Origin of the sequence: Streptomyces sp. A0592 (genome assembly GCF_004795115.1) — a bacterium.
GTDB classification, from domain to species: Bacteria; Actinomycetota; Actinomycetes; order Streptomycetales; family Streptomycetaceae; genus Streptomyces; species Streptomyces erythrochromogenes.
Window position 1 is genome coordinate 161,131 of sequence record NZ_SSBM01000001.1, and the last position, 19,806, is coordinate 180,936.

Consider the following 19,806-nt stretch of genomic DNA (forward strand, 5'->3'; position numbering starts at 1 on the left):
CGGGCCGGGGCGGCGCCCGCGGGCGCCGCCCCCGCCCGCAGGGGCACGGCTCACCCCGCGGACGGCATCCGCAGGACGCCCGTACCGCGCTTGACGAGTTCGCCCGCGACGATCAGGCGCTGGATCTCGGAGGTGCCCTCCCAGATCCGGTCCACGCGCAGCTCGCGGTAGAGGCGCTCGACCGGGTACGAGCGGTCGTAGCCGCGGCCGCCGAAGATCTGCAGGCACCGGTCGACCACCCGGCCGGAGGCCTCGCTCGCCGCCAGCTTGGCGATCGCGGCCTTGGCGTGCAGCGTCTTGCGGTCGGCGACGCCCTCGTCCACCTCCCAGGCGACCTGGTGGGTGTAGGCGCGGTTGACGGCGATGTCGACGGCGCAGTCGGCGAGCATGCCCTGGACCAGCTGGAAGTCGGCGATGGGGGAGCCGAACTGGCGTCGCTCCACGGCCCAGTCCCGGGCGAGCTCCAGTGCACGCTCCGCCGCGCCGATGGTGCGCGCGGCGATCATCAGCCGCTCCTCGGTGAACCAGGAACGCGTGATGTCGTAGCCCTGGCCCACCTCGCCGAGCACCGCGTCCTCGGGGACGAACACCTCGGTGAAGGTGAACTCGGGGTGCTCGTAGACGAAGGTGTGCATCCAGCGCGGCACCCGGGTCATCTCGATGCCCGGCGTCTCCTTGTCGACGAGGAAGAGCGTCGGCGCGCGCTCCTCCCCGGCGGCGGCCAGCACGATCATGAAGTCGGCGTGGTCCCCGACGGTGACGAACCACTTCTCGCCGCTGAGCACCCAGCCGCCGTCGGCCCGCGTCGCCGTCGTCCGGATGCTCTGCGGGTCGGAGCCCGCCTCGGGCTCGCTCACCGCGTAGCAGTCCCGGCGCCGGCCCCGGATCACGGGAACGAGGTAGCGCTCGCGCTGCTCGGGCGTGCAGTAGGACAGCGCGTTGGCCGGCCGCCACACCATGTCCCACAGCGCCCCGGTGAGCCGGCCGAGTTCGGCCTGGACGGTGACCTGCTCCAGGACGGTGAGCCCGGCGCCGCCCCACTCCGCCGGCATGTTGACCGCCTGCAGCCCGCTGTCGAGCACGGCGTCGCGGATCTCGGTGTGCGCCTGCGGGGGCAGGCCGTTGTTCTCCTCGCAGTCGAGCTCGTACTTCATGATGAACTCGGTGAGTTCGCGCGCCGCGCTCCGGAGCTCTTCCTGACGGGCGGTGAGACGGAAGTCCATGTGCTGTCTGTCCTCTGGGTCGTGGTGGGGGAGCGGTCGTTCGGAAGGGACGCCGGGCAGGCCGTCAGGAGCCGGGCAGGGCGAGGGCCCGCGTACCGCGCTTGATCAGCTCGTTGGCGATGATCAGCCGCTGGATCTCGGAGGTGCCCTCCCAGATCCGGTCCACGCGCACTTCGCGGTACATGCGCTCGACCGGGTACGAGCGGTCGTAGCCGCGGCCGCCGAAGATCTGTACGCACCGGTCGACGACCCGCCCGGCCGCCTCGCTCGCCGCGAGCTTCGCCGTCGACGCCTTGGCATGCAGCGTCTTGCGGTCGGTCTCCGGCCGGTCGGCCTCCCAGGCCACCTGGTGGGTGTAGGCGCGGTTGACGGCGATGTCGACGGCGCAGTCGGCGAGCATGCCCTGGACCAGCTGGAAGTCGGCGATGGGCGAGCCGAACTGGCGTCGCTCCACGGCCCAGTCCCGGGCGAGTTCCAGGGCCCGCTCGGCCGCGCCGACGGTCCGGGCGGCGATCATCAGCCGTTCGTCGGTGAACCATTCCTTCGTCAGCTCGTATCCGTTGCCGACGCCGCCGAGCACGTCCTCGTCGGCGACGAACACATCGGTGAAGGTGAACTCGGGGTGCCCGTTCACCGCGGAGTGCATGAACCGCGGGACGCGCGTCATCTCCACCCCCGGCGCCTGCTTGTCCACGAAGAACAGCGTCGCCGCCCGCTCGGGCCCCGCGTCCGCCTGCACCAGCAGGAAGTCGGCGATGTCACCGCAGGTCACGAACCACTTCTCGCCGTTCAGCAGCCAGCCGCCGTCCGTCCGGGTCGCGGTGCTCGTGCCCGAGCCGGGGTCGGACCCCGCCCCGGGCTCGGTCACCGCGAACGCGTCGAACCGCTCGCCCCGGATCACCGGCAGCAGGTACTTCTCCCGCTGCGCCTCGGTGCCGTACGCGAGGACGTTCGCGGGCCGCCAGGGGATGTCCCAGAGGCAGTTGGTGGCCTTGCCGAACTCCTCCTCGACGATGACCTGGTCGAGCAGGGACAGGCCGGCCCCGCCCCACTCCGCGGGCATGTTGATGGCGTAGACCCCGGCGTCGATCGCGGCGCGGGTCAGCTCTCGGACGGTGTCGGCGGGCAGCGGGCCGCCGGCCTCCTCCGACTGGTCCTCGTAGCGCATCAGCAGGCGCGCGTAGCCGGCGGCCCGGGCCTTGAGGGCGGTCTGTTCGGGGGTGTAGCGGAAGTCCATGTGTCCTCCAGAGCACAGGGGTGGGGTGGAGCGGTCAGTGCAGGACGGCCCGCGCGTCCAGGGCGAGGACCCCGTCCGGTCGGACCAGCAGGGGGTTGACCTCCAGCTCGGCGATCTCCGGGTGCGCGGCGGCGGCCGCGGTGATGCGCTCGATGACGGCGGCCGCCGCAGCCACGTCGACGGCCGGCCGGCCGCGTACGCCGCCCAGCAGGGCCGCGCTGCGCAAACCGTGCAGCAGCTCCTCGGCCCGCCCGGCCGGTACGGGTGCCAGGGCGAAGCCGACGTCGCGGAGGGTCTCGGTGAGCACCCCGCCGAGCCCGACCATCGCGACCGGCCCGAACCGCGGGTCGCGGTTCACCCCGACGATCAGCTCGACGCCGTCCGTCGGATCGGCCATCGCCTCGACCGAGTAGGCGGGTGCCCCGAGCCGGGCCCGCATCTCCCGGTACGCGGCCAGCAGCGCGGCCCGGTCCGCCAGGCGCAGCGCCACACCGCCCGCGTCGGACTTGTGCAGCAGGTGCAGGGCCTTGAGCACGTACGGGCCGTCGAACTCCGCGGCCGCCGCGAGGAGCCCGGCCTCGTCCGTGATCTCGCGCGCCGCCGGGAAGGGCACTCCGGCGTCGGCGAGCAGCGCCCGTACCGCGTGGTACCCGGGATCCCGCAGCGGCGCGGCGGCGGGCGGCAGCGGCGGCACGGCGCAACCGCCCCGCCCGGACGCCCCCCGGCCGGTCATCGCCGCCAGCGCGCGGGCCGCGTCCTCGGTCGCCGAGAACACCGGCACACCCGCCTCGGCCAGCACCCGGCAGCTCGCCGACCGCGGGTACATCGACTGCACGACCAGCGGCTTCGCCGCGGCGGCCAGGTGCGCGACGATCTCCTTGGCGGCCCGCGTCTCGCCGTCCGCGAGCACGGAACCGCCGGCCGCGCCGCCGCCCAGACCGCCGTCGGAGGCCGCGTAGCCGCCGAAGTACCCGGTCATCAGGACGGCGTCGACCTCGTCGCCCGCGAGGAGCTCCCCGACCGTGTCGGCGTACGAGAGAGGACGCTGCTCACCCATGCCCGCCAGGTCGACGGGGTTGCCGACGGAGGACTGCTCCCACAGCACGCTCCGCAGCCGCTCCTGGGTCCGGGCGCCCAGCTCCGGCACGTCGAGCCCGGCGTCCTCGGCCGCGTCGGCGGCGACCGCGCCGTGGCCCCCGCCGTCGGTGAAGACCGCGGTGCGCCGCCCGGCCGTCCGCGGACCCGCCGCCAGCGCGGCCAGTACGACGGTCATCTCCCGCGGAGTGCGGACGAGTTCGACCCCCGCGTCACGGCAGGCCGCGGAGACCACGTCGGCCGAGGTGGTGAGGGCGCCGGTGTGCGACTGGGCGCTGCGCGCGGAGGCGGAGCCGCGGCCCGCCGTCAGCAGCACCACCGGCTTGCCCGCGGCCGCGGCGGCCGCCGCGAAGGCCCGGCCGTCGCCGAAGTCCTCGGCGTACACGGCGATCGCCGAGGTGGCCCGGTGGCGGGCGCAGTCCTCGACGAGGTCGACGAGGGTGACGTCGGCCTGGTTGCCGAGGGAGACGAAGCGGGAGAAGCCCAGTCCGTACGGTTCGCCGCGGAGCTGGAGTTCGAGCGCGAGGTTGCCGCTCTGGCTGAGCAGGGCGACACCGCCGGGCGCGAACCGGTCCGAGGCGAGGTACAGCTCGGTGGTGTTGTCGGCGATGCCGAGGCAGTTCGGCCCGACGAGGACCGCTCCGGCGGCGCGCACGCGGTCGGCGACCGCCCGCTGGCGGGCCAGTCCCGCCGGGCCGGCCTCCGCGAAGCCCGCGGTGATGGCGACGATCGCCTTCGCCCCGCAGGCCAGGGCCTCGTCCACGGCGGCCTCGAAGCCGGCGCCCGGCACGGAGACCACCACCAGTTCGACGGGTTCGCCGATCGCGGAGAGCGAGGTGGCGGCCGTCCGGCCGAGGACGGTGCCGCCGCGCCGGTTGACCAGGTGCACGGGGCGTCGGCCGGGTGCGCGCAGGGCCTGGGAGGCGACGGCGTGCCCGTACTTCGCCGGATCGTCGCTGGCGCCCACGACGGCGACGGAGGCGGGGTCGAAGAGGGAGGTCAGATCACGTCCCATGTCATCCCTCCACACGGAGGGCGGAGTTGGGGCAGCTGTCGGCGCAGGCCCGGGCGGTGTCCTCGGCGCCGGGCGGGACGATGACGGCGATGACGTTCGCATAGCCCCATTCGTCCAGTTCGACCAGGTCGGGGGCGTGCTCCTGGCACAGTCCGTAGCCCTGGCAGCGGGTGGAGTCCAGCAGGAGTTTCACGGCGTTCCTTTCAGCGCGGGCAGCGGCGACGGCAGCGGGACGGGCGGGCGTGCGGGATGGGGGTCGGGGGAGGCGGCCGCCGGCGGGTCCGCGACCTCCGGCACGGCCACGGTGAGGCGGCGGCGGCCCTCTGCGGGCGCGACGGCCGCGCACACCGGGCACGGTGCGGCGAGATGGGAGCGGACGTGCCCGGGGAAGGCCCGGAGCAGGCTGCCGGCGATACCGGCGGCGGCGTCGAGCAGCCCGCAGGCGCCGCGCCCGGGCAGGCCCCGCGACCATCGGTCGAGGCGGTCCGCGGTGTCCGGGCCGGCGGTCCCGGCGGCGAGTGCGTACAGGGCGTCGCCGACCGCCGAGGTGCCGGAGACGCACACCCCGCACTGCCGGGCACTCTCGGCCGCGAGGTGGGCGGCCGCGTCGGCGGCGCAGGTCACCGGGCAGGCGCCGGCGTCGAGGAAGCGGATCGCGCCGCAGCCGAGCGCGGTGCCCGCGGCGGTGAGCGCTCCCGGTTCGAGGGGCAGGTCCAGGGCGCGGGCGTCGACGAGTCCGCCGAACAGTCCGCCCATCAGCGCCCCGGCTGCGTCGGGGACGCCGTGCCGGGAGGCCAGGGAGCGCAGCGGGATCCCGTACGGGACCTCCGTGAGCACCGGCCCCGCCGGACCGCCCGAGAGCGTCACCAGGGTGCCGCGGGCGATGTCGAGCCGCAGGTCGGGCCGGGCGGCGGTGAGCGCGATCCGGGCGAGCGTCTCGACGTTGGAGACCAGGGTCGGGGCGCCGCCGACCCCCCGCTCGAACGGGCGGGGCGGCTTGGCGGCGGGCAGTGCCGGTCCGCCGCCGATCCGGCGGACCACCGCCGTCTCCTCGCCGGCGACGTACGTGTGGTCGGTCAGGGCGACCTCGACCGGGAGCGGCGGCGGGTGCTCGGCGAGGGCCCGGCGCACGCTCTCGCCCGCGGCCGGGTCGGAGAGGTAGACGAAGCCGCGGGCCGCGCCGGTGATCGCGGCGGCGCGGGCGAGGCCGTCGAGGACCAGGTGCGGCCGGGCCCGCAGCAGCCAGCGGTCCTTGGCCGAGCCGGGTTCGCCCTCCTCGCCGTTCGCGACGACGACCGGACGGCCGCCGCAGTCGTCGCGGCCGCCGTTGTCGCGTACGGAGCGCAGTTTGACCGCGGCCGGGAAGCCGGCCCCGCCGCGGCCGCGCAGGCCGGAGGCGGAGAGGTGGGCGAGCAGTTCGGCGGGGCCGGTGTCCGTGCCGTAGCCGCCTGCGGCGCGGTAGGCGTCGGCGCTCTCGCCGATGTCCGGAGCCGTCCCGAGGACGGTGCCCGGCGGCTGCGCCGCGGGGAGCCGGATCGTGGTCGTGGTCATCGGCTGCCTCCTGTCCGGATGTGGGTGCGCAGGGCCCGTACGGCGCCCTCCAGCGCGGTGCGGTCCGTCGCGGTGCGGCCGTATCCCGGTCCCGGGAGGCCGATGAGCATGCGGTGGTGGTCGAGGACGACCTCGCCGGCGAGCAGGGCGGCGGCCCGGTCGCCGGTACGGGACCCGGCGGCGACGCCGGTCACCAGGTCGGTGACCTCCGCGAGGTAGCGGAGCCAGCCGTGCCGGCTGCCGCGCAGGATCAGGCGCTCCACGCGGCGGCGTTCTGCGGCGGCCAGCTCCTCGGCCGTCCGCGGGGTGGCGGTGCCGGGCAATGAGGCGCGCAGGGCGGCGACCGCGGTGGGGAGTTCTCGCTCGGGTTCGGGGGTGAGCCCGAGCCAGTCCAGACGCCGACGACCGCTCATGCGTGCCTCCGGGGGATGGGATGCCGCCGTCGACCCGGCGCCCGGCGGGAGCCGGTCGGCGGGGGACCGGGGATCAGGGGGTGCGGGCCCGGGCGGGGCCGGGCGGGCCGCCCGGCCTGCCTCCGCCCCGGTGAACAGGGCGAACGCGGAGCAGTGCCGGGCCGGCGACAGGAAAGCACGTTTGCTGACCGATCGGTCAGGCAAGAATCACGCTAGCTGACCGATCGGTCAGTGAACAAGTCTTGACCCGGCGGAAACAAGCCAGCAATCTGACTGTCCAATCGGTCAGCCCGGTCCCGGCTTCCCGCCCCGACCGCCTGTCCACTGCTGGGTCGTCTCGACATCGAACGCCGACACCGATCGCCGCACGGCGGCACGGAGGAGTCACGATGCATTCCCGAGCTCCCGAAACACCGACGACGGGCCACACCGGCCCCTCCGCACCCCCCGGCCGCACCGGCGGCGCCGGCCGGACCGGCCCGCCGGGCCGGGTCGCCGCGCCCGGCCCGCCCGCCTCCGGGACCGCCGCCGCCCATGAGGCGCCGGCCCCCGACACACCCGGCACCGCGCTCCCGGCGCGCTACTACACCGACCCCGCCATCGCCGCCGCCGAGACCCGGCACGTGTTCGCCGCGTCGTGGCAGCTCGTCTGCCACGAGTCTGACCTGCCGGACCCGGGATCCCGCCTCGCCGCCGCCGTCGCCGACCGGGAGGTCGTCGTCGTCCGCACCGAGGACGGCGGCCTCGCCGCCCACCTCAACGTCTGCCGGCACCGCGGAACACGCCTGGTCACCAACCCCGAACCGGCCGGCAAGGCGATCCGCTGCCCCTACCACGGCTGGACGTACCGCCTCGACGGAAGCCTGGTCGGAGCCCCGGAAGCCCGGCAGATCCCCTGCCTCGACAAGCCGAGCCTCGGCCTGTTCCCGGCCCGCGTCGAGTCCTTCCTCGGCTTCGTCTTCGTCAACCTCGACCCCGACGCCATGCCGCTGGCGACGAGTTGCGCGGGCCTCGCGGAGGCGGTCGGCCACTACGCCGGAGCCGACCTCGTGCCCATCGGCCGGGCCCGTATCCACGACCTGGCCGGCGCCGAAACCCAGCAGGCCAACTGGAAGGTGGCGGTCGACAACTACCTGGAGGGCTACCACGTCCCGGTGGCCCACCCCGGCCTGATGCGCCTGCTCGACTACCAGGGGTACACCTGCGAGATCGAGGAGAACTACGCGCTGTTCGCCTCCCCGCTGCGCGACAAGCCGTCCTCCAACTGGGCCGAACGCCTCTACCAGCGCGTCGCCGCCCCCATGCCCGGCCTCGCCGAGGCCGACCGCCGGATCTGGCGGTACGCGGTCATCTACCCCAACACCCTCATCGACTTCTACCCGGACCACGTACTGGCCTGGACGGCGATCCCCACGGCCGTCGACCGCGTCGCCGTGCCCGGCGCCTTCTACACCCGGCGCGGGACCAGCTGGCGCACCCGCCTCGCCCGGCGCCTGAACATCCACATCGGCTGGATCACCAACGACGAGGACGCCGAGCTGGTCGCCCGCGTCCAGAAGGGGCTCTCCACCCCCGGCTTCGAGCCCGGACCGCTCTCGCGCCGCGAGTCGGCGGTGGGCTGGTTCGCCGGCCGCATCCGCGCCGCCCTCGACGGCACGGAGCCGTAGGGGCCGCCTCACCGATCGAGCAGGGCCGAACCCGACGGACTCCTCCCCGCACGGCACGGGAGCCGCCCGCCCCGCGTCCCGCCCACCCGGACCCCGCCCACGCCGCCCCCTTCACGCCGAAGCACCGGTCCCGCCGAAGCACCGGTCCCGCGTCGCCCGCCCGCCGTACGGCGCCCGGCGCCCGCGCCCACCGTTCGACCGAGCCCCCCACCTACCGCTCGTTCCCGCCGTCCCCCCGCGGCCCTACGGAGAGGACCCCATGTCCCCCGAGGCACTTCCCCCGACCAGACGCCACTTCCTGCGCGTCGGCACCGCCGCCGCCCTCGCCCTCGCCGCCACCGGCTGCGGTTTCGCCTCCGAAGACGACCCGGCCGGCCGGGCCGCCGCCGAGACCCCCGTCGACGCCGAGGTCGACGGCGACCTCGTCTACTTCAACTGGGCCGACTTCGTGGACCCGGCCGTCTTCGAAGGCTTCCAGAAGGAGTACGGCGTAAAGGTCGTCCAGTCGAACTACGACTCCATGGAGGGCATGGCGGCCAAGCTCAACGCCGGGAACCGCTACGACATCATCTTCCCCACCGCGAAATGGGCGCAGCGCCTCGCGACCGGCGGCAGGCTGCGCAGGATCGACCACTCCAAACTGCGCAACGCCGAGTCGGTGTTCGGCGGATACGGCTACTTCGCCGACCCCTGGTACGACCCGCGCTCCGCCCACACCGTGCCCTTCACCATGTACAAGACCGGCATCGGCTGGCGCCGGGACCGGCTCGGCGACCTGACCGGGTCCTGGAACGACCTGTGGAACGACAAGGCCAAGGGCAAGGTCTTCGTCCTCGACGACCGCGACGAGGTGCTCGGCCTGGGCGCGCTCAAGCTGGGCCTCGACCTCACCACCGGCGACCACGGCGATCTCGCCCGCGTCACCGACACTCTGCGCTCGCTCCGCCCCCGCCTGCGCGGATTCTCCAGCGACAGCTACAACAACCTGCTCAACGGCAACGCCGACATGACCCAGGCCTGGAGCGGCGACATGGCCGCCATGCTCGCCCAGGCCGAGGACCCGGCCGTCTTCGGCTTCGAAGTCGCCCGCGAGGGCGCCCCCGTCAACTCCGACTGCTACGCCATACCCGCCAACGCGCAGCACCCCGGCACCGCGATGCTCTTCATCGACTACATGCTCCGTCCGGAGAACGTGAAGAAGAACATCGAGTACATCGGCTACCCCATGCCGGTCCGCGGCACCGAGGACACCTACGCCGCGCTCGTGGAGCCCTTCCCCCAGTGCCTGGTGACCGCCGACGACCTCAAGGCCGACCTCTTCTTCCGCAACGGCGACGCCCGGGCCGAACAGGCCCGCGACGCCGCCTGGACCGACGTGAAGGCCGGCTGACATGGCGGACACCAGAGCGAGGGGGCCCCGGCTGTGGACCTGGCTCCTCCTCCCCGGCACCCTCTGGATGACCGGCTTCCTCGTCGCCTCGCTCCTCCTCGTGGCCACCCTCGCCCTTGGCACCACCGACCCCCTCGGCAACCCGCGCTTCGGGTTCAACCCCGACAACCTCACCGCGCTCGCCGACCCCGCCTACCGCACCGTCCTGCTGCGCTCCCTCGGTTACGCGCTGATCACCTGCGTCATCTGCCTGGCCGTGGCCTACCCGGTCGCCTACGCCATCGCCCTGTGCGGCGGACGCTTCAAGAACCTGCTCATCGCCGCGATCGTCGTCCCGTTCTTCGCCAACTACCTGGTACGGATGTACGGCTGGTCCGTCGTCCTCTCCGACGACGGCCCGCTGCTGAGGTTCCTGCGCGCGATCGGTGTGGCCGACGACGGCACGAAGATCCTGCAGACCGGCGCGGGCGTCATCGCGGGGCTCGTCTACGGCTTCGTCGTCTTCATGATCATTCCGCTGTACGCGGCGATGGAACGCATGGACACCTCGCTCATCGAGGCCGGCCGGGACCTCTACGGCGGTCCCCTGCGCACCTTCCTCTTCGTCACCGTCCCCGCCACCCGACAGGGAGCGGCCGCCGGCTGCGTCCTCGTCTTCCTGCCCGCCATGGGCGACTTCGTCAGCGCCCAGCTCATGGGAGGCCCCGACCAGATCATGATCGGCAACCTGATCCAGGACAAGTTCTTCCAGGGCCAGAACTGGCCGCTCGGCTCGGCCCTCACCATGCTGCTGATGGCCGTCCTGTTCCTCGGGATGCTCGGCTACCTGCGGCGCACCCGCAAGGACGAGGCGGAGGCGGCCCGATGACCACCGGAAACAGTGCGAGAGCCGCGAACGCCCAGACCAACGCGAACGCCCGGACCACCGAGGATGCCCCGACCCCCGCGACCGCACCGAGCACGGCGCACCCCCCGCACCCGAGGAGCACGCCGGGCAAACCCGCCGCTCCGGGAAGGGGGAAGCAGCGGCGCCGCCGCCGCACGGCCGAGCGCCGGCCCCGCTTCGCCATCGCCGTCACCGCCGTGTTCTTCGCCCTCCTCTACCTCCCCGTCGGCGTCGTCGTCCTGTTCTCCTTCAACTCCCAGAAGTCCCTGACCGTCTTCGAGGACTTCAGCCTCCGCTGGTACAGCGCGTTCCTCCAGGACGACGTCATCCTCGACTCGCTGGGCATGAGCCTGCAGGTCTCCCTCGTCGCCATGGCCGGCTCACTCGTCCTCGGCGTGGCCCTGGCCCTGGGCCTCGTACGCAGCCGGAGCCGCCTCGGCTCCTTCGCCGGCCTGGTCATGCTCGTCCCGCTCATCACCCCGGAGATCGTCACCGGCGTCGCGGCGATGCTCCTCTTCAAGGGGCTCGGCATCACCCTGTCCACCACCACCGTGATGCTCGCCGAGATCACCTTCTCCATCTCCTACGTGACGGTCATCCTCCGCTCCCGCATCGCCGCACTGAACCCCGAGGTCGAGGAAGCCGCCATGGACCTCGGCGCCACCCGCCGCCAGGCACTGCGCCTGGTCACCCTGCCCGCACTGCTCCCCAGCATCCTCGCGTCGGCGGTACTGATCTTCGCCCTCGTCTTCGACGACTTCGTCCTCGCCTACTTCACCACCGGCGTCGACCCGCAGCCGCTGTCCGTCCGCATCTACTCGGCGATCAGGTTCGGCGTGCAGCCCACCATCAACGCCGTCGGCACCCTGATGCTCGCCGGATCCGTCGGCCTCATCGTCCTCGCCCTCGCCATACCGCGCCTGTTCGGACGCCGCGGCGGCCTCGACCTGCTCTCCGGGAAGTGACACCCATGCACCCGACCCCCGTGCACCCGACCCCCGCCGTCCGGCTCGACCATGTCAGCAAGCGGTACCCCGCCGCGGACGACACCTACGCCGTTCACGACATCGCACTCGACATCGCCCAGGGCGAGTTCTTCTCCCTGCTCGGCCCCTCCGGCTGCGGCAAGACCACCCTGCTGCGGATGATCGGCGGCTTCACCGATCCCACCGAGGGCAGCGTGCTCCTCGACGGCGAGGACGTCACGGGCCTGCCTCCCAACAAGCGCAACGTCAACACCGTCTTCCAGAGCTACGCCCTCTTCGACCACCTCTCGCTCGCCGACAACGTCGCCTTCGGCCTCAAGCGCAAGGGCGTCGGCCGCGCCGAGACACGCGAGCGGGTCACCGCCATGCTGGACCTCGTCCAGCTCGGACACCTCGCGGCCCGCAAGCCGCCCACCCTCTCCGGCGGCCAGAGGCAGCGCGTCGCCCTCGCCCGCGCCCTGGTCAACCGGCCCCAGGTGCTGCTGCTCGACGAGCCGCTGGCCGCCCTCGACCTGAAGCTCCGGCGCCACATGCAGGTCGAACTCAAGCAGATCCAGCGCGAGGTGGGCATCACCTTCGTCTTCGTCACCCACGACCAGGACGAGGCCCTCACCATGTCGGACCGGCTCGCCGTCATGAACGACGGCCGCGTCGAACAGTGCGGAACCCCCGAGGACGTCTACGAACGGCCCACGAGCAGCTTCACCGCCTCCTTCATGGGCACCTCCAACCTCGTCCCCGGCACCTACCGCTCCGGCCGCGTCGTCCTCGACACCGGACCCGAACTGCCCGTCGGCAACCGGCCGTCCGTCACCGACGGCAGCAGGGTCAGCATGTCGATCCGCCCCGAGAAGATCTGGCTGTCCGACCTCGAACCCGACATGGCCCGCGTCGGCGGCGTGGTCCGGGAGACCGTCTACTGCGGCCCGACCACCACCTACCTCATCGAACTGGCCCCCGGCGTCACGGTGTCCGTACTGGAGCAGAACACCGTCCGCTCCCGCATGGAGGACCGCTGGAGCGGCGGCGAGCAGGTCGAGATCGGCTGGAAGCCCGAACACTGCCTGGTCCTCGACCGATGACGGCCCCCGACCGGAGGAACACCCCATGAACCACGACGTCATCGTGCTCGGCGCCGGCCTGGCCGGACTCGCCGCCGCACGCGACCTCGCCGCCGGCGGAGCCGACGTCCTCGTCGTCGAGGCCCGCGACCGGGTCGGCGGACGCGTCGAGCAGACCGAACTCCCCGACGGACGGCTGGTCCAGCTCGGCGGAGAGGTCGTCGGCCGCGCCCACACCGCGTACACGACCCTGGCGGCCGAACTCGGCCTCACCCTGATCCCCAGCTACGTCGCCGAACCGGGCGACCTCACCCGCGCCACCCCGGAGGGCGTCTGCGCGGGCGCGACGCCCCACTGGTTCGGCCCAGGCGACGACGCCTGCCACCGCAAGGCCACCGCCGCCTTCTGCGCCCTCGCCGGGACCGTCGACCCCGACGACCCCTGGGCCCACCCCGACGCGGCCGCCCTCGACCGCCTCTCCGTGGGCGACTGGCTGCGCGCCGAGGGCGCGACCCCCGCCGTCGTACGCCTCTGGGAGATCGGCCAGCTCGCCCTCGCCGACGGCTCGTACGAGCGCACCTCGCTGCTCGCCGCCCTGCGCAAGCACGCCGCCGTACCGGCCCCCGGCACGGGCACCGGCCCCGACCACTACGACTACGAGGCCTGGGAGGGCCTGCGGGTGGCCGAGGGTTCCGCGACGGTCGCCCTGCGCATGGCAGCCGCCCTCGGCGGCCGGATCCGTACCGGCTCGCCCGTCGAGGCCGTCACGATCCGCCGCCCCGGCCACTGCACCGTACGGCTGACCGGCGGCGAGACCCTCACCGCCGGCGCGGTCGTCAGCGCCCTGCCCGTCGGCCCGCTCCGCTCGGTCACCTTCACCGGCGTCTCCGAGGAACGGCTCGCCTCCCTCCACCGCCAACGCCACGCCCTCGCCGCCAAGTTCGTCGCCGCCTACGACCGGCCGTTCTGGCGCGACCGGGGCCTCAGCGGCCTCTCCGAATGCGAAGGGGTCCTCGGCAGCACCTGGCCGCAGAGCGACGGCGTCCTCTCCGCCCTCGTCCCGCCCGAGAGGCTCGCCGTGCTGCTCGGCACACCCATGGCGCTGCGCACCGGTGAACTCCTCGCCGACATCGCCCGCCTCTACGGAGAAGATGCGCACCGCCCGCTCGCCACCCACATCCGGATGTGGGGCACCGACCCGTGGACCCAGGGGTACGTCACCCAGTGGACGCCCGGCGACGTCACCGCCGTCGGCCCCCGCCACGGCACCCACGAACCGCCCTTCTACGTCTGCGGATCCGACCAATGGGTGGCCGGCTACATGGAGGGCGCCGTACGCACCGGACGCGCAGCGGCCCGAGAGGCGCTGCGCCGTGGCTGACACCGACACCGCCACCGTGCTCAACCACATCGCCGGCGGGGACCGGCCCGCCGCCACCGGCGAGACGATGGAACTGACCGACCCCGCCACCGGCCGGGCCCACCGCCACGCCCCGCGCTCCGGCCGCGCCGACACCGACGCAGCCTGTGCGGCCGCCGCGGCGGCGTACGGGCACTGGTCCACGACCACCCCCGCCGTACGGCAGCGCGCCCTCCTCGGCATCGCCGACGCCATCGAGGAGCACGCCGAGGCCCTCGTGGCGGCCGAGACCGGCGACACGGGCAAGCCGGCCCACCTGTTCAGGACCGAGGAACTGCCCGCCATCGTCGACAGCGTCCGCTTCTTCGCCGGAGCCGCCCGCAACCTGCCGGGCGCCGCCGCCGGCGAGTACACCGAAGGCCGCACCTCTCTCCTGCGCCGCGAACCGGTCGGGGTCTGCGCCCAGATCACCCCGTGGAACTACCCGCTGATGATGGCCGTGTGGAAGATCGCCCCGGCGATCGCCGCCGGCAACACGACCGTGCTCAAGCCCGCCGACACCACGCCCACGTCGGCCGCGCTCCTCGCCCGCATCGCGTCCGCGCACCTGCCGCCGGGTGTCCTCAACGTGGTCTGCGGCGACCGCGACACCGGCCGCGATCTCGTCGCCCACCGCGATGTCGCGCTCGTCGCGGTCACCGGCAGCGTGCGTGCGGGCCGGCAGATCGCGGCGGCCGCGGCCGTCGACCTCAAACGCGTCCACCTGGAGCTCGGCGGGAACGCCCCGGTCCTCGTCCACGACGACGTGGACGTCGAGGCCACCGCAGCGGCCCTCGCCGCCGTCGCCTACTACAACGCCGGCCAGGACTGCACCGCGCCCACCCGGCTCCTGGTCCACCGCCGGATCCACGACGCGTTCCTGGCCGCCTTCGCGGAGCGGACCCGCGCCCTGCGCACCGGCGGCCCGGACGAGCCGGACGCCGACTTCGGCCCCCTCAACAACGCCGCCCAGCTGGCCTCGGTACGCGAGCTGCTCGGCCGGCTGCCGGACCGCGCCGAGATCGTCGCCGGTGGCGCCCGCGTGCCGGGGTCCGGCTTCTTCCACGAGCCCACCGTCGTCGCGGGCGTCCGCCAGGGGGACGAGATCGTGCAGGAGGAGATCTTCGGCCCCGTCGTGACCGTCCAGTCCTTCACCGACGAGGAGGAGGCCCTGGAACTGGCCGACGACGTCCGGCACGGACTCGCCGCCAGCGTGTGGACCACCGACCACGACCGGGCGATGCGGGCGACCCGTGCCCTGCACACCGGCATCGTCTGGGTGAACACCCACGGCACCACCGTCTCCGAGATGCCGCACGGCGGGGTCAAGCACTCGGGCTACGGCAGCGACCTGTCCATGGCGGGCCTCCTGGACTACACCCGGGTCAAGCACGTGATGCTGTGAGCCCACGTTGAGCCCCTGCTGAGCCCCTGCTGAGCACCGCAGCACCCTCAGCCCGGTCAGCCGTTGAGGGAGGCCATCAGCTCGGGTGCGTAGCGGTCGCCCGAGGCCACGCCGTGCGGTGCGACGGCGTCGATCGCGGCCAGCTCGGCAGGGGTGATCGTCACGCCGGTGGCGGCGATGTTCTCCTCCAGGTAGGTGCGGCGCTTGGTGCCCGGGATGGGCACCGCACCCTGGTGCAGGGTCCAGGCCAGGGCGAGCTGCGAGGGCGTCACTCCCTTCTCGGCGGCGAGCCGGCGGACCTGGTCCACGACGGCCAGGTTCCGCCGGAAGTTCTCCCCCTGGAAGCGCGGGTCGGTGCGGCGGAAGTCGTCCGCCGCGAAGTCGTCGGGGGTGGTGATGGCGCCCGAGAGGAACCCGCGGCCGAGCGGGGAGTAGGCGACGAGCCCGATCCCCAGTTCGCGCAGGATGTCGAGGACGCCGTCGTGCTCGATGCCGCGCTCGAAGAGGCTGTACTCGGTCTGTACGGCGGCCAGCGGGTGCACGGCGTGGGCGCGGGCGATCGTGGCGGGGGAGACCTCGCACAGACCGATGTGGCGGACCTTGCCGGCCTCGACCAGCCCGGCCAGGGCGCCCACGCTCTCCTCGATCGGCACGTTCGGGTCGACGCGGTGCAGGTAGTAGAGGTCGATGTGGTCGGTGCCCAGGTGGCGCAGGGAGCGGTCGGCCGACCTGCGGATGTACTCGGGGCTCCCGTTGTGGCCGAGGAGGGCGCCCTCGTCGGTGAACTCGACCCCGGTCTTCGTGGCCACGACGGCCGCCTCGCGGCGCCCGGTCAGGGCCTTGCCGAGCAGCTGCTCGTTGCGGAAGGGGCCGTAGCCCTCGGCGGTGTCCAGCAGGGTGACGCCGAGCTCCAGGGCGCGGTCGATCGTGGCGAGGGACTCGGTCTCGTCGGTGGCGCCGTAGTGGGCGCTCATACCCATCAGCCCGAGGCCCTCGGCCCCGACCTGCAGACCCTGACGGCCCAGTGCGCGCATCTCCATGGTGTGCTCCTCGAAAGAAAGTAACTAACCGGATAGATAGAGTCTGCGACGCGTCGGCGCCCGTTGTCAATAACCAGATAGTTACTTGCTAGGCTGCGAGCCATGGCACGGGATTCCAACGCGACCAAGGCGCGCCTGCTCGACGCGGCCTTCTCCGAGTTCGCGGCGTACGGCATCGCCGGTGCGCGCGTCGACCGCATCGCCGAGACCGCGCAGGCGAACAAGCGGCTCATCTACGTCTACTACGGCAACAAGGAGCAGCTCTTCGACGCCGTACTCCAGCGGGCCCTGGAGACGGGCTCGGAATCCGTCCCCTTCGACGCCGACGACCTGCCCGGCTACGCGGGAGCCGTCTTCGACCACCTCGTCGAGCGGCCCGAGCTGATGCGCCTCGTGCTGTGGAAGCAACTGGAGCGCCCCGGGTCCACGGGGGCGGAGGCGGAGTCGTACGCGGGCAAGATCGCTGCCGTGCGGCAGGCACAGGAAGCGGGCCGGATCGACGCGGGCATCGCCCCCGCGGACGTGCTGACCCTGGTCATCGGCCTGTCGCAGGCCTGGTTCGGGGCGGTGGGCGGCCCGGCGGCGGGAGCAGGCGGCACCGACTGGTCCGCCGAGCGGCTCGCCGGCCACCGGGCGGCCGTGGTGGAGTCCGTACGCCGGATCACCGCGCCCCCGACCGCCTGACGCCCGCCGCCGACATCGGACGCCCGCCGTCAGCGGTGCGGTCCGGCGAACTCCAGCAGCGTCCGCTCGTACCGCCCGCCGAAGCCCACGCGGGTGACGTCCTTGAACGGGAACTTCGACGGGGCCGCCGCCCGCCACCGCGCCTGCAGGTCGACCTGCCGCGCCGGCGCAGGACCCGTACGGTCAGGCAGTCCGCGGGCGGACCTTGGTGACGTCGGCGGTGCGGGCCGCCTCCCAGCCGTCGAGCCGCAGGTCCGTGCACACGGCGAGCCCCGTCCACTCGGCGCCCGGGCCGACGACGAACCCGTCGAGCCGTGCGGCGGTCTTGTTGTCCATGGGGAGATCCTGCACCGCCACGGGCCGCACGGTCACCCGGGTTTCCCGGCACGGGCGGTGCCGCGAGGCCGTCGACGGGGTAGGGGCGTCGGGCAGCGCCGAGGAAGGGCTGGCCCACCTCGACGGAGTGCGGGCCCGGTACGGGCGGGAGGGATGGGGATTGCCGGTCAGCGGCCCGGTCGCGAGAGCAGTTCGGCCACCTGGCGGGCGGTCTTCTCGCCCGCCCGCTGCTTGATCAGGCCCTCCTTGGCGGCGCCGCGCACGCGCACCGCGGTGGCCTCCGGTCCGGTGCCCGTCAGTGTCACGGTGACCAGGACCGGGTTCATGTTCCCGAACCCGCCGCCGACGAGGGCCCGTACGACCCGGGCCCCGGCGGGGGGTTCCGCGCCCGCCGCCCGCACCGGGGTGCCCAGCCGCAGGAGGACGTCGGCCGCGCGGGCGGCGGCCTCGGTCGGCGACAGGCCGAGCGACAGCTCGACCTCGTGCACGTTCTTCTTCAGCCGCCGCGCCGCGAACGCCGCACCGCGGCGTCCGCCGGAGCCGCCGCCGATCGCGCCCACCGCGCCCAGCGCCTGCGCCAATATCAGGTCCTCGTCATCCGTCACGGTGGCAGCGTACGCGGCCGCTCCGACACAAGTCCCGCCCGCTGATCCGCGCGCAGAACAACCCGCCCTGTGCGTAGGCAAGTTGACGGTCCGCAGCGGCCCTGGCGGAAACTGCGCGGCACCCGTGTCCGAAACCGCCGAGGCAGTGGCCAAACGCGCCGCGACTCAAGATCACCGAATCGAGGTAATCCCCACCGCTTCCGATGGGTGCACCGGTTCACGGAGGGTTACTGTGCTTCCGGATCTAGAGGGATTGCCCGGGTATTCACCCTATTTTTCTTCTTCACCGGTGACGTGCGTGCACAGGCATGCGCTGATCGCCACCCGCACGAAGGACACGAAGGAAAGGCCTGCGCGATGACCGTGGACACCAGCCCAGAGGCCCAGCTGGAGCCGACCCAGCAGACGAGTCTGGGCACGGCGGCCGCCCGCAACCTTGCCACCACGACCAAGTCCGCCCCCCAGATGCAGGAGATCACCTCCCGGTGGCTTCTGAAGACGCTCCCCTGGGTCGAGACCAAGGGCGGCACCTACCGCGTCAACCGCCGCCTGACCTACACCGTCGGCGACGGCCGCATCGAGTTCGTCCAGGACGGGGCCACCGTCCGGGTCATCCCGCGTGAACTCGGCGAACTCGCCATGCTGCGCGGCTTCGAGGACGAGCAGGTGCTGGTCACGCTCGCCGACCGGTGCGTCCAGCGCGACTTCCGCGCCGGCGAGGTGCTGGTCGAGCGCGGGGCCGCCGCCGATCGGATCCACCTGGTCGCACACGGCCGCATCAGCCAGACCTCGGTCGGCAAGTACGGCGACGCCATCGCCGTCGCCGTGCTGGCCGACGGCGACCGGTTCGGCGAGAACGCGCTGCTGGACGCCGACGCGACCGCCGACTACACCGCCACGGCCGAGACCTCCGGCACCCTGCTCACTCTCTCCCGCGCCGACTTCTCCGCCGTCCTCGACGCGGCACCGAATCTCCGGGCCCACGTCGAGCAGTTCGGCTCGCTCCCGCACCAGCGGCAGAACAAGCACGGCGAGGCAGAGATCGCCATGTCCGCCGGCCACACCGGCGAGGCCGCGCTCCCCGGCACCTTCGTCGACTACGACCTCAAGCCGCGCGAGTACGAACTCTCCATCGCCCAGACCGTGCTCCGGGTCCACACGCGCGTCGCCGACCTCTACAACGGGCCGCACAACCAGACCGAGGAACAGCTCAGGCTCACCATCGAGGCGCTGCGCGAGCGCCAGGAGTACGAGCTGGTCAACAACCGGGAGTTCGGCCTCCTCCACAACGCCGACTTCAAGCAGCGCATCCAGACCCACTCCGGCCCGCCCACCCCGGACGACATGGACGAACTGCTCTGCCGCCGCCGCGGCACCAAGTTCTTCTTCGCCCACCCCAAGACCATCGCGGCGATCGGGCGCGAGTTCAACGCCCGCGGGCTCTACCCGGACCACGTCGACCTCGGCGGCCAGCAGGTGCCGGCCTGGCGCGGGGTTCCGATCCTTCCCTGCAGCAAGATTCCCATCAGCAAGGAGAACACCAGTTCCATCCTCGCGATGCGCACGGGCGAGGACAACCAGGGCGTCATCGGCCTGCACCAGACCGGGCTGCCGGAGGAGTACGAGCCGGGCCTGTCCGTGCGCTTCATGGGCATCAGCGAGCAGGCGATCATCTCGTACCTGGTCACCACCTACTACTCCGCCGCCATCCTGGTGCCCGACGCGCTCGGCGTGATGGAGAACGTCCAGATCGGCCGCCGGCGCGACTGACGGCCCGGCCGTCATCAGCCCGGACCCTCCCGGGCCGGCCGAA

18 protein-coding genes are annotated in these 19,806 nt (G+C 73.2%); 9 read left to right on the plus strand and 9 right to left on the minus strand.

The genetic code is table 11. The annotated features are described in order from the left end of the window. Positions 1-50: 50 nt before the first annotated feature. From E6U81_RS00785 to E6U81_RS00810, 6 genes are all read right to left on the minus strand, one after another. A complete protein-coding gene (locus tag E6U81_RS00785; RefSeq protein WP_136228076.1) occupies positions 51-1,223 on the minus strand; it encodes an acyl-CoA dehydrogenase family protein in 1,173 nt (390 codons plus the stop codon). Positions 1,224-1,287: 64 nt separating this feature from the next. Continuing rightward, positions 1,288-2,460, minus strand: coding sequence for an acyl-CoA dehydrogenase family protein (locus E6U81_RS00790; RefSeq protein ID WP_136228077.1), 1,173 nt, complete (start codon positions 2,458-2,460; stop codon positions 1,288-1,290). Between the two features lie 34 nt (positions 2,461-2,494). Continuing rightward, positions 2,495-4,570, minus strand: a complete 2,076-nt coding sequence (locus E6U81_RS00795) for an acetate--CoA ligase (protein ID WP_136228078.1) — start codon at positions 4,568-4,570, stop codon at positions 2,495-2,497. A 1-nt stretch (position 4,571) separates the two neighbouring features. After that, on the minus strand, positions 4,572-4,763 hold the full coding sequence (locus E6U81_RS00800; protein WP_136228079.1) for a ferredoxin: 192 nt from the start codon (positions 4,761-4,763) through the stop codon (positions 4,572-4,574). Continuing rightward, a complete protein-coding gene (locus E6U81_RS00805) occupies positions 4,760-6,121 on the minus strand; it encodes an NADH-ubiquinone oxidoreductase-F iron-sulfur binding region domain-containing protein (RefSeq protein WP_136228080.1) in 1,362 nt (453 codons plus the stop codon). The genes E6U81_RS00800 and E6U81_RS00805 overlap by 4 nt, the downstream gene beginning before the upstream one ends. Continuing rightward, positions 6,118-6,534: a hypothetical protein gene (locus E6U81_RS00810; RefSeq protein WP_136228081.1), complete on the minus strand. Its 417-nt coding sequence runs from the start codon at positions 6,532-6,534 to the stop codon at positions 6,118-6,120. Before E6U81_RS00810 ends, E6U81_RS00805 begins: the two co-directional genes overlap by 4 nt. Before the next feature lie 389 nt (positions 6,535-6,923). On the opposite strand from E6U81_RS00810, the gene E6U81_RS00815 reads away from it, so the two are divergent. The 7 genes from E6U81_RS00815 to E6U81_RS00845 all read left to right on the plus strand — a co-directional run bounded on the left by E6U81_RS00815 (position 6,924) and on the right by E6U81_RS00845 (position 15,328). Continuing rightward, on the plus strand, positions 6,924-8,201 hold the full coding sequence (locus tag E6U81_RS00815; protein WP_206309804.1) for an aromatic ring-hydroxylating dioxygenase subunit alpha: 1,278 nt from the start codon (positions 6,924-6,926) through the stop codon (positions 8,199-8,201). Between the two features lie 259 nt (positions 8,202-8,460). Beyond that, a complete protein-coding gene (locus tag E6U81_RS00820) occupies positions 8,461-9,591 on the plus strand; it encodes a spermidine/putrescine ABC transporter substrate-binding protein (protein WP_136228082.1) in 1,131 nt (376 codons plus the stop codon). A gap of 1 nt (position 9,592) precedes the next feature. Next, positions 9,593-10,459 (plus strand): ABC transporter permease, encoded by an 867-nt coding sequence (locus E6U81_RS00825; RefSeq protein WP_136228083.1) that lies wholly within the window; start codon positions 9,593-9,595, stop codon positions 10,457-10,459. Further along, positions 10,456-11,442, plus strand: coding sequence for an ABC transporter permease (locus tag E6U81_RS00830; RefSeq protein WP_136228084.1), 987 nt, complete (start codon positions 10,456-10,458; stop codon positions 11,440-11,442). The genes E6U81_RS00825 and E6U81_RS00830 overlap by 4 nt, the downstream gene beginning before the upstream one ends. 5 nt (positions 11,443-11,447) lie before the next feature. Beyond that, positions 11,448-12,545 carry an ABC transporter ATP-binding protein gene (locus E6U81_RS00835; RefSeq protein WP_136228085.1) on the plus strand — a complete coding sequence of 366 codons (1,098 nt, stop codon included), beginning with the start codon at positions 11,448-11,450 and terminating at the stop codon, positions 12,543-12,545. A 25-nt stretch (positions 12,546-12,570) separates the two neighbouring features. Further along, entirely contained in the window at positions 12,571-13,905 is a 1,335-nt protein-coding gene (locus E6U81_RS00840; protein WP_136228086.1) for an NAD(P)/FAD-dependent oxidoreductase, read from the plus strand. Further along, on the plus strand, positions 13,898-15,328 hold the full coding sequence (locus E6U81_RS00845) for an aminobutyraldehyde dehydrogenase (protein WP_276615786.1): 1,431 nt from the start codon (positions 13,898-13,900) through the stop codon (positions 15,326-15,328). Before E6U81_RS00840 ends, E6U81_RS00845 begins: the two co-directional genes overlap by 8 nt. Before the next feature lie 56 nt (positions 15,329-15,384). Here E6U81_RS00845 and E6U81_RS00850 read toward each other — a convergent pair whose 3' ends face one another. Beyond that, on the minus strand, positions 15,385-16,368 hold the full coding sequence (locus E6U81_RS00850) for an aldo/keto reductase (RefSeq protein ID WP_136228087.1): 984 nt from the start codon (positions 16,366-16,368) through the stop codon (positions 15,385-15,387). 102 nt (positions 16,369-16,470) lie between these two features. Between E6U81_RS00850 and E6U81_RS00855 the strand changes: the two genes are divergently transcribed. Beyond that, on the plus strand, positions 16,471-17,052 hold the full coding sequence (locus E6U81_RS00855; protein WP_136228088.1) for a TetR family transcriptional regulator: 582 nt from the start codon (positions 16,471-16,473) through the stop codon (positions 17,050-17,052). A 183-nt stretch (positions 17,053-17,235) separates the two neighbouring features. Here the strand turns inward: E6U81_RS00855 and E6U81_RS39580 are convergent, their stop codons facing one another. Continuing rightward, on the minus strand, positions 17,236-17,388 hold the full coding sequence (locus E6U81_RS39580) for a hypothetical protein (RefSeq protein ID WP_168714515.1): 153 nt from the start codon (positions 17,386-17,388) through the stop codon (positions 17,236-17,238). 167 nt (positions 17,389-17,555) lie between these two features. Then, positions 17,556-17,993, minus strand: a complete 438-nt coding sequence (locus tag E6U81_RS00860) for a hypothetical protein (RefSeq protein ID WP_136228089.1) — start codon at positions 17,991-17,993, stop codon at positions 17,556-17,558. Positions 17,994-18,350: 357 nt separating this feature from the next. On the opposite strand from E6U81_RS00860, the gene E6U81_RS00865 reads away from it, so the two are divergent. Further along, positions 18,351-19,763, plus strand: a complete 1,413-nt coding sequence (locus tag E6U81_RS00865) for a family 2B encapsulin nanocompartment shell protein (protein ID WP_136228090.1) — start codon at positions 18,351-18,353, stop codon at positions 19,761-19,763. Positions 19,764-19,806 lie beyond the last annotated feature (43 nt).

Excerpts from the sequence above, each read along its gene's own strand:
- E6U81_RS00810 (WP_136228081.1), bottom strand. The coding sequence starts at position 6,534 with ATGAGCGGTCGTCGGCGTCTGGACTGGCTCGGGCTCACCCCCGAACCC.
- E6U81_RS00850 (WP_136228087.1), bottom strand. The coding sequence starts at position 16,368 with ATGGAGATGCGCGCACTGGGCCGTCAGGGTCTGCAGGTCGGGGCCGAG.
- E6U81_RS00865 (WP_136228090.1), top strand. The coding sequence starts at position 18,351 with ATGACCGTGGACACCAGCCCAGAGGCCCAGCTGGAGCCGACCCAGCAG.
- E6U81_RS00825 (WP_136228083.1), top strand. The coding sequence starts at position 9,593 with ATGGCGGACACCAGAGCGAGGGGGCCCCGGCTGTGGACCTGGCTCCTC.
- E6U81_RS00805 (WP_136228080.1), bottom strand. The coding sequence starts at position 6,121 with ATGACCACGACCACGATCCGGCTCCCCGCGGCGCAGCCGCCGGGCACC.
- E6U81_RS00790 (WP_136228077.1), bottom strand. The coding sequence starts at position 2,460 with ATGGACTTCCGCTACACCCCCGAACAGACCGCCCTCAAGGCCCGGGCC.
- E6U81_RS00815 (WP_206309804.1), top strand. The coding sequence starts at position 6,924 with ATGCATTCCCGAGCTCCCGAAACACCGACGACGGGCCACACCGGCCCC.
- E6U81_RS00830 (WP_136228084.1), top strand. The coding sequence starts at position 10,456 with ATGACCACCGGAAACAGTGCGAGAGCCGCGAACGCCCAGACCAACGCG.
- E6U81_RS00785 (WP_136228076.1), bottom strand. The coding sequence starts at position 1,223 with ATGGACTTCCGTCTCACCGCCCGTCAGGAAGAGCTCCGGAGCGCGGCG.
- E6U81_RS00855 (WP_136228088.1), top strand. The coding sequence starts at position 16,471 with ATGGCACGGGATTCCAACGCGACCAAGGCGCGCCTGCTCGACGCGGCC.
- E6U81_RS00820 (WP_136228082.1), top strand. The coding sequence starts at position 8,461 with ATGTCCCCCGAGGCACTTCCCCCGACCAGACGCCACTTCCTGCGCGTC.
- E6U81_RS00840 (WP_136228086.1), top strand. The coding sequence starts at position 12,571 with ATGAACCACGACGTCATCGTGCTCGGCGCCGGCCTGGCCGGACTCGCC.
- E6U81_RS00835 (WP_136228085.1), top strand. The coding sequence starts at position 11,448 with ATGCACCCGACCCCCGTGCACCCGACCCCCGCCGTCCGGCTCGACCAT.
- E6U81_RS00795 (WP_136228078.1), bottom strand. The coding sequence starts at position 4,570 with ATGGGACGTGATCTGACCTCCCTCTTCGACCCCGCCTCCGTCGCCGTC.
- E6U81_RS39580 (WP_168714515.1), bottom strand. The coding sequence starts at position 17,388 with ATGGACAACAAGACCGCCGCACGGCTCGACGGGTTCGTCGTCGGCCCG.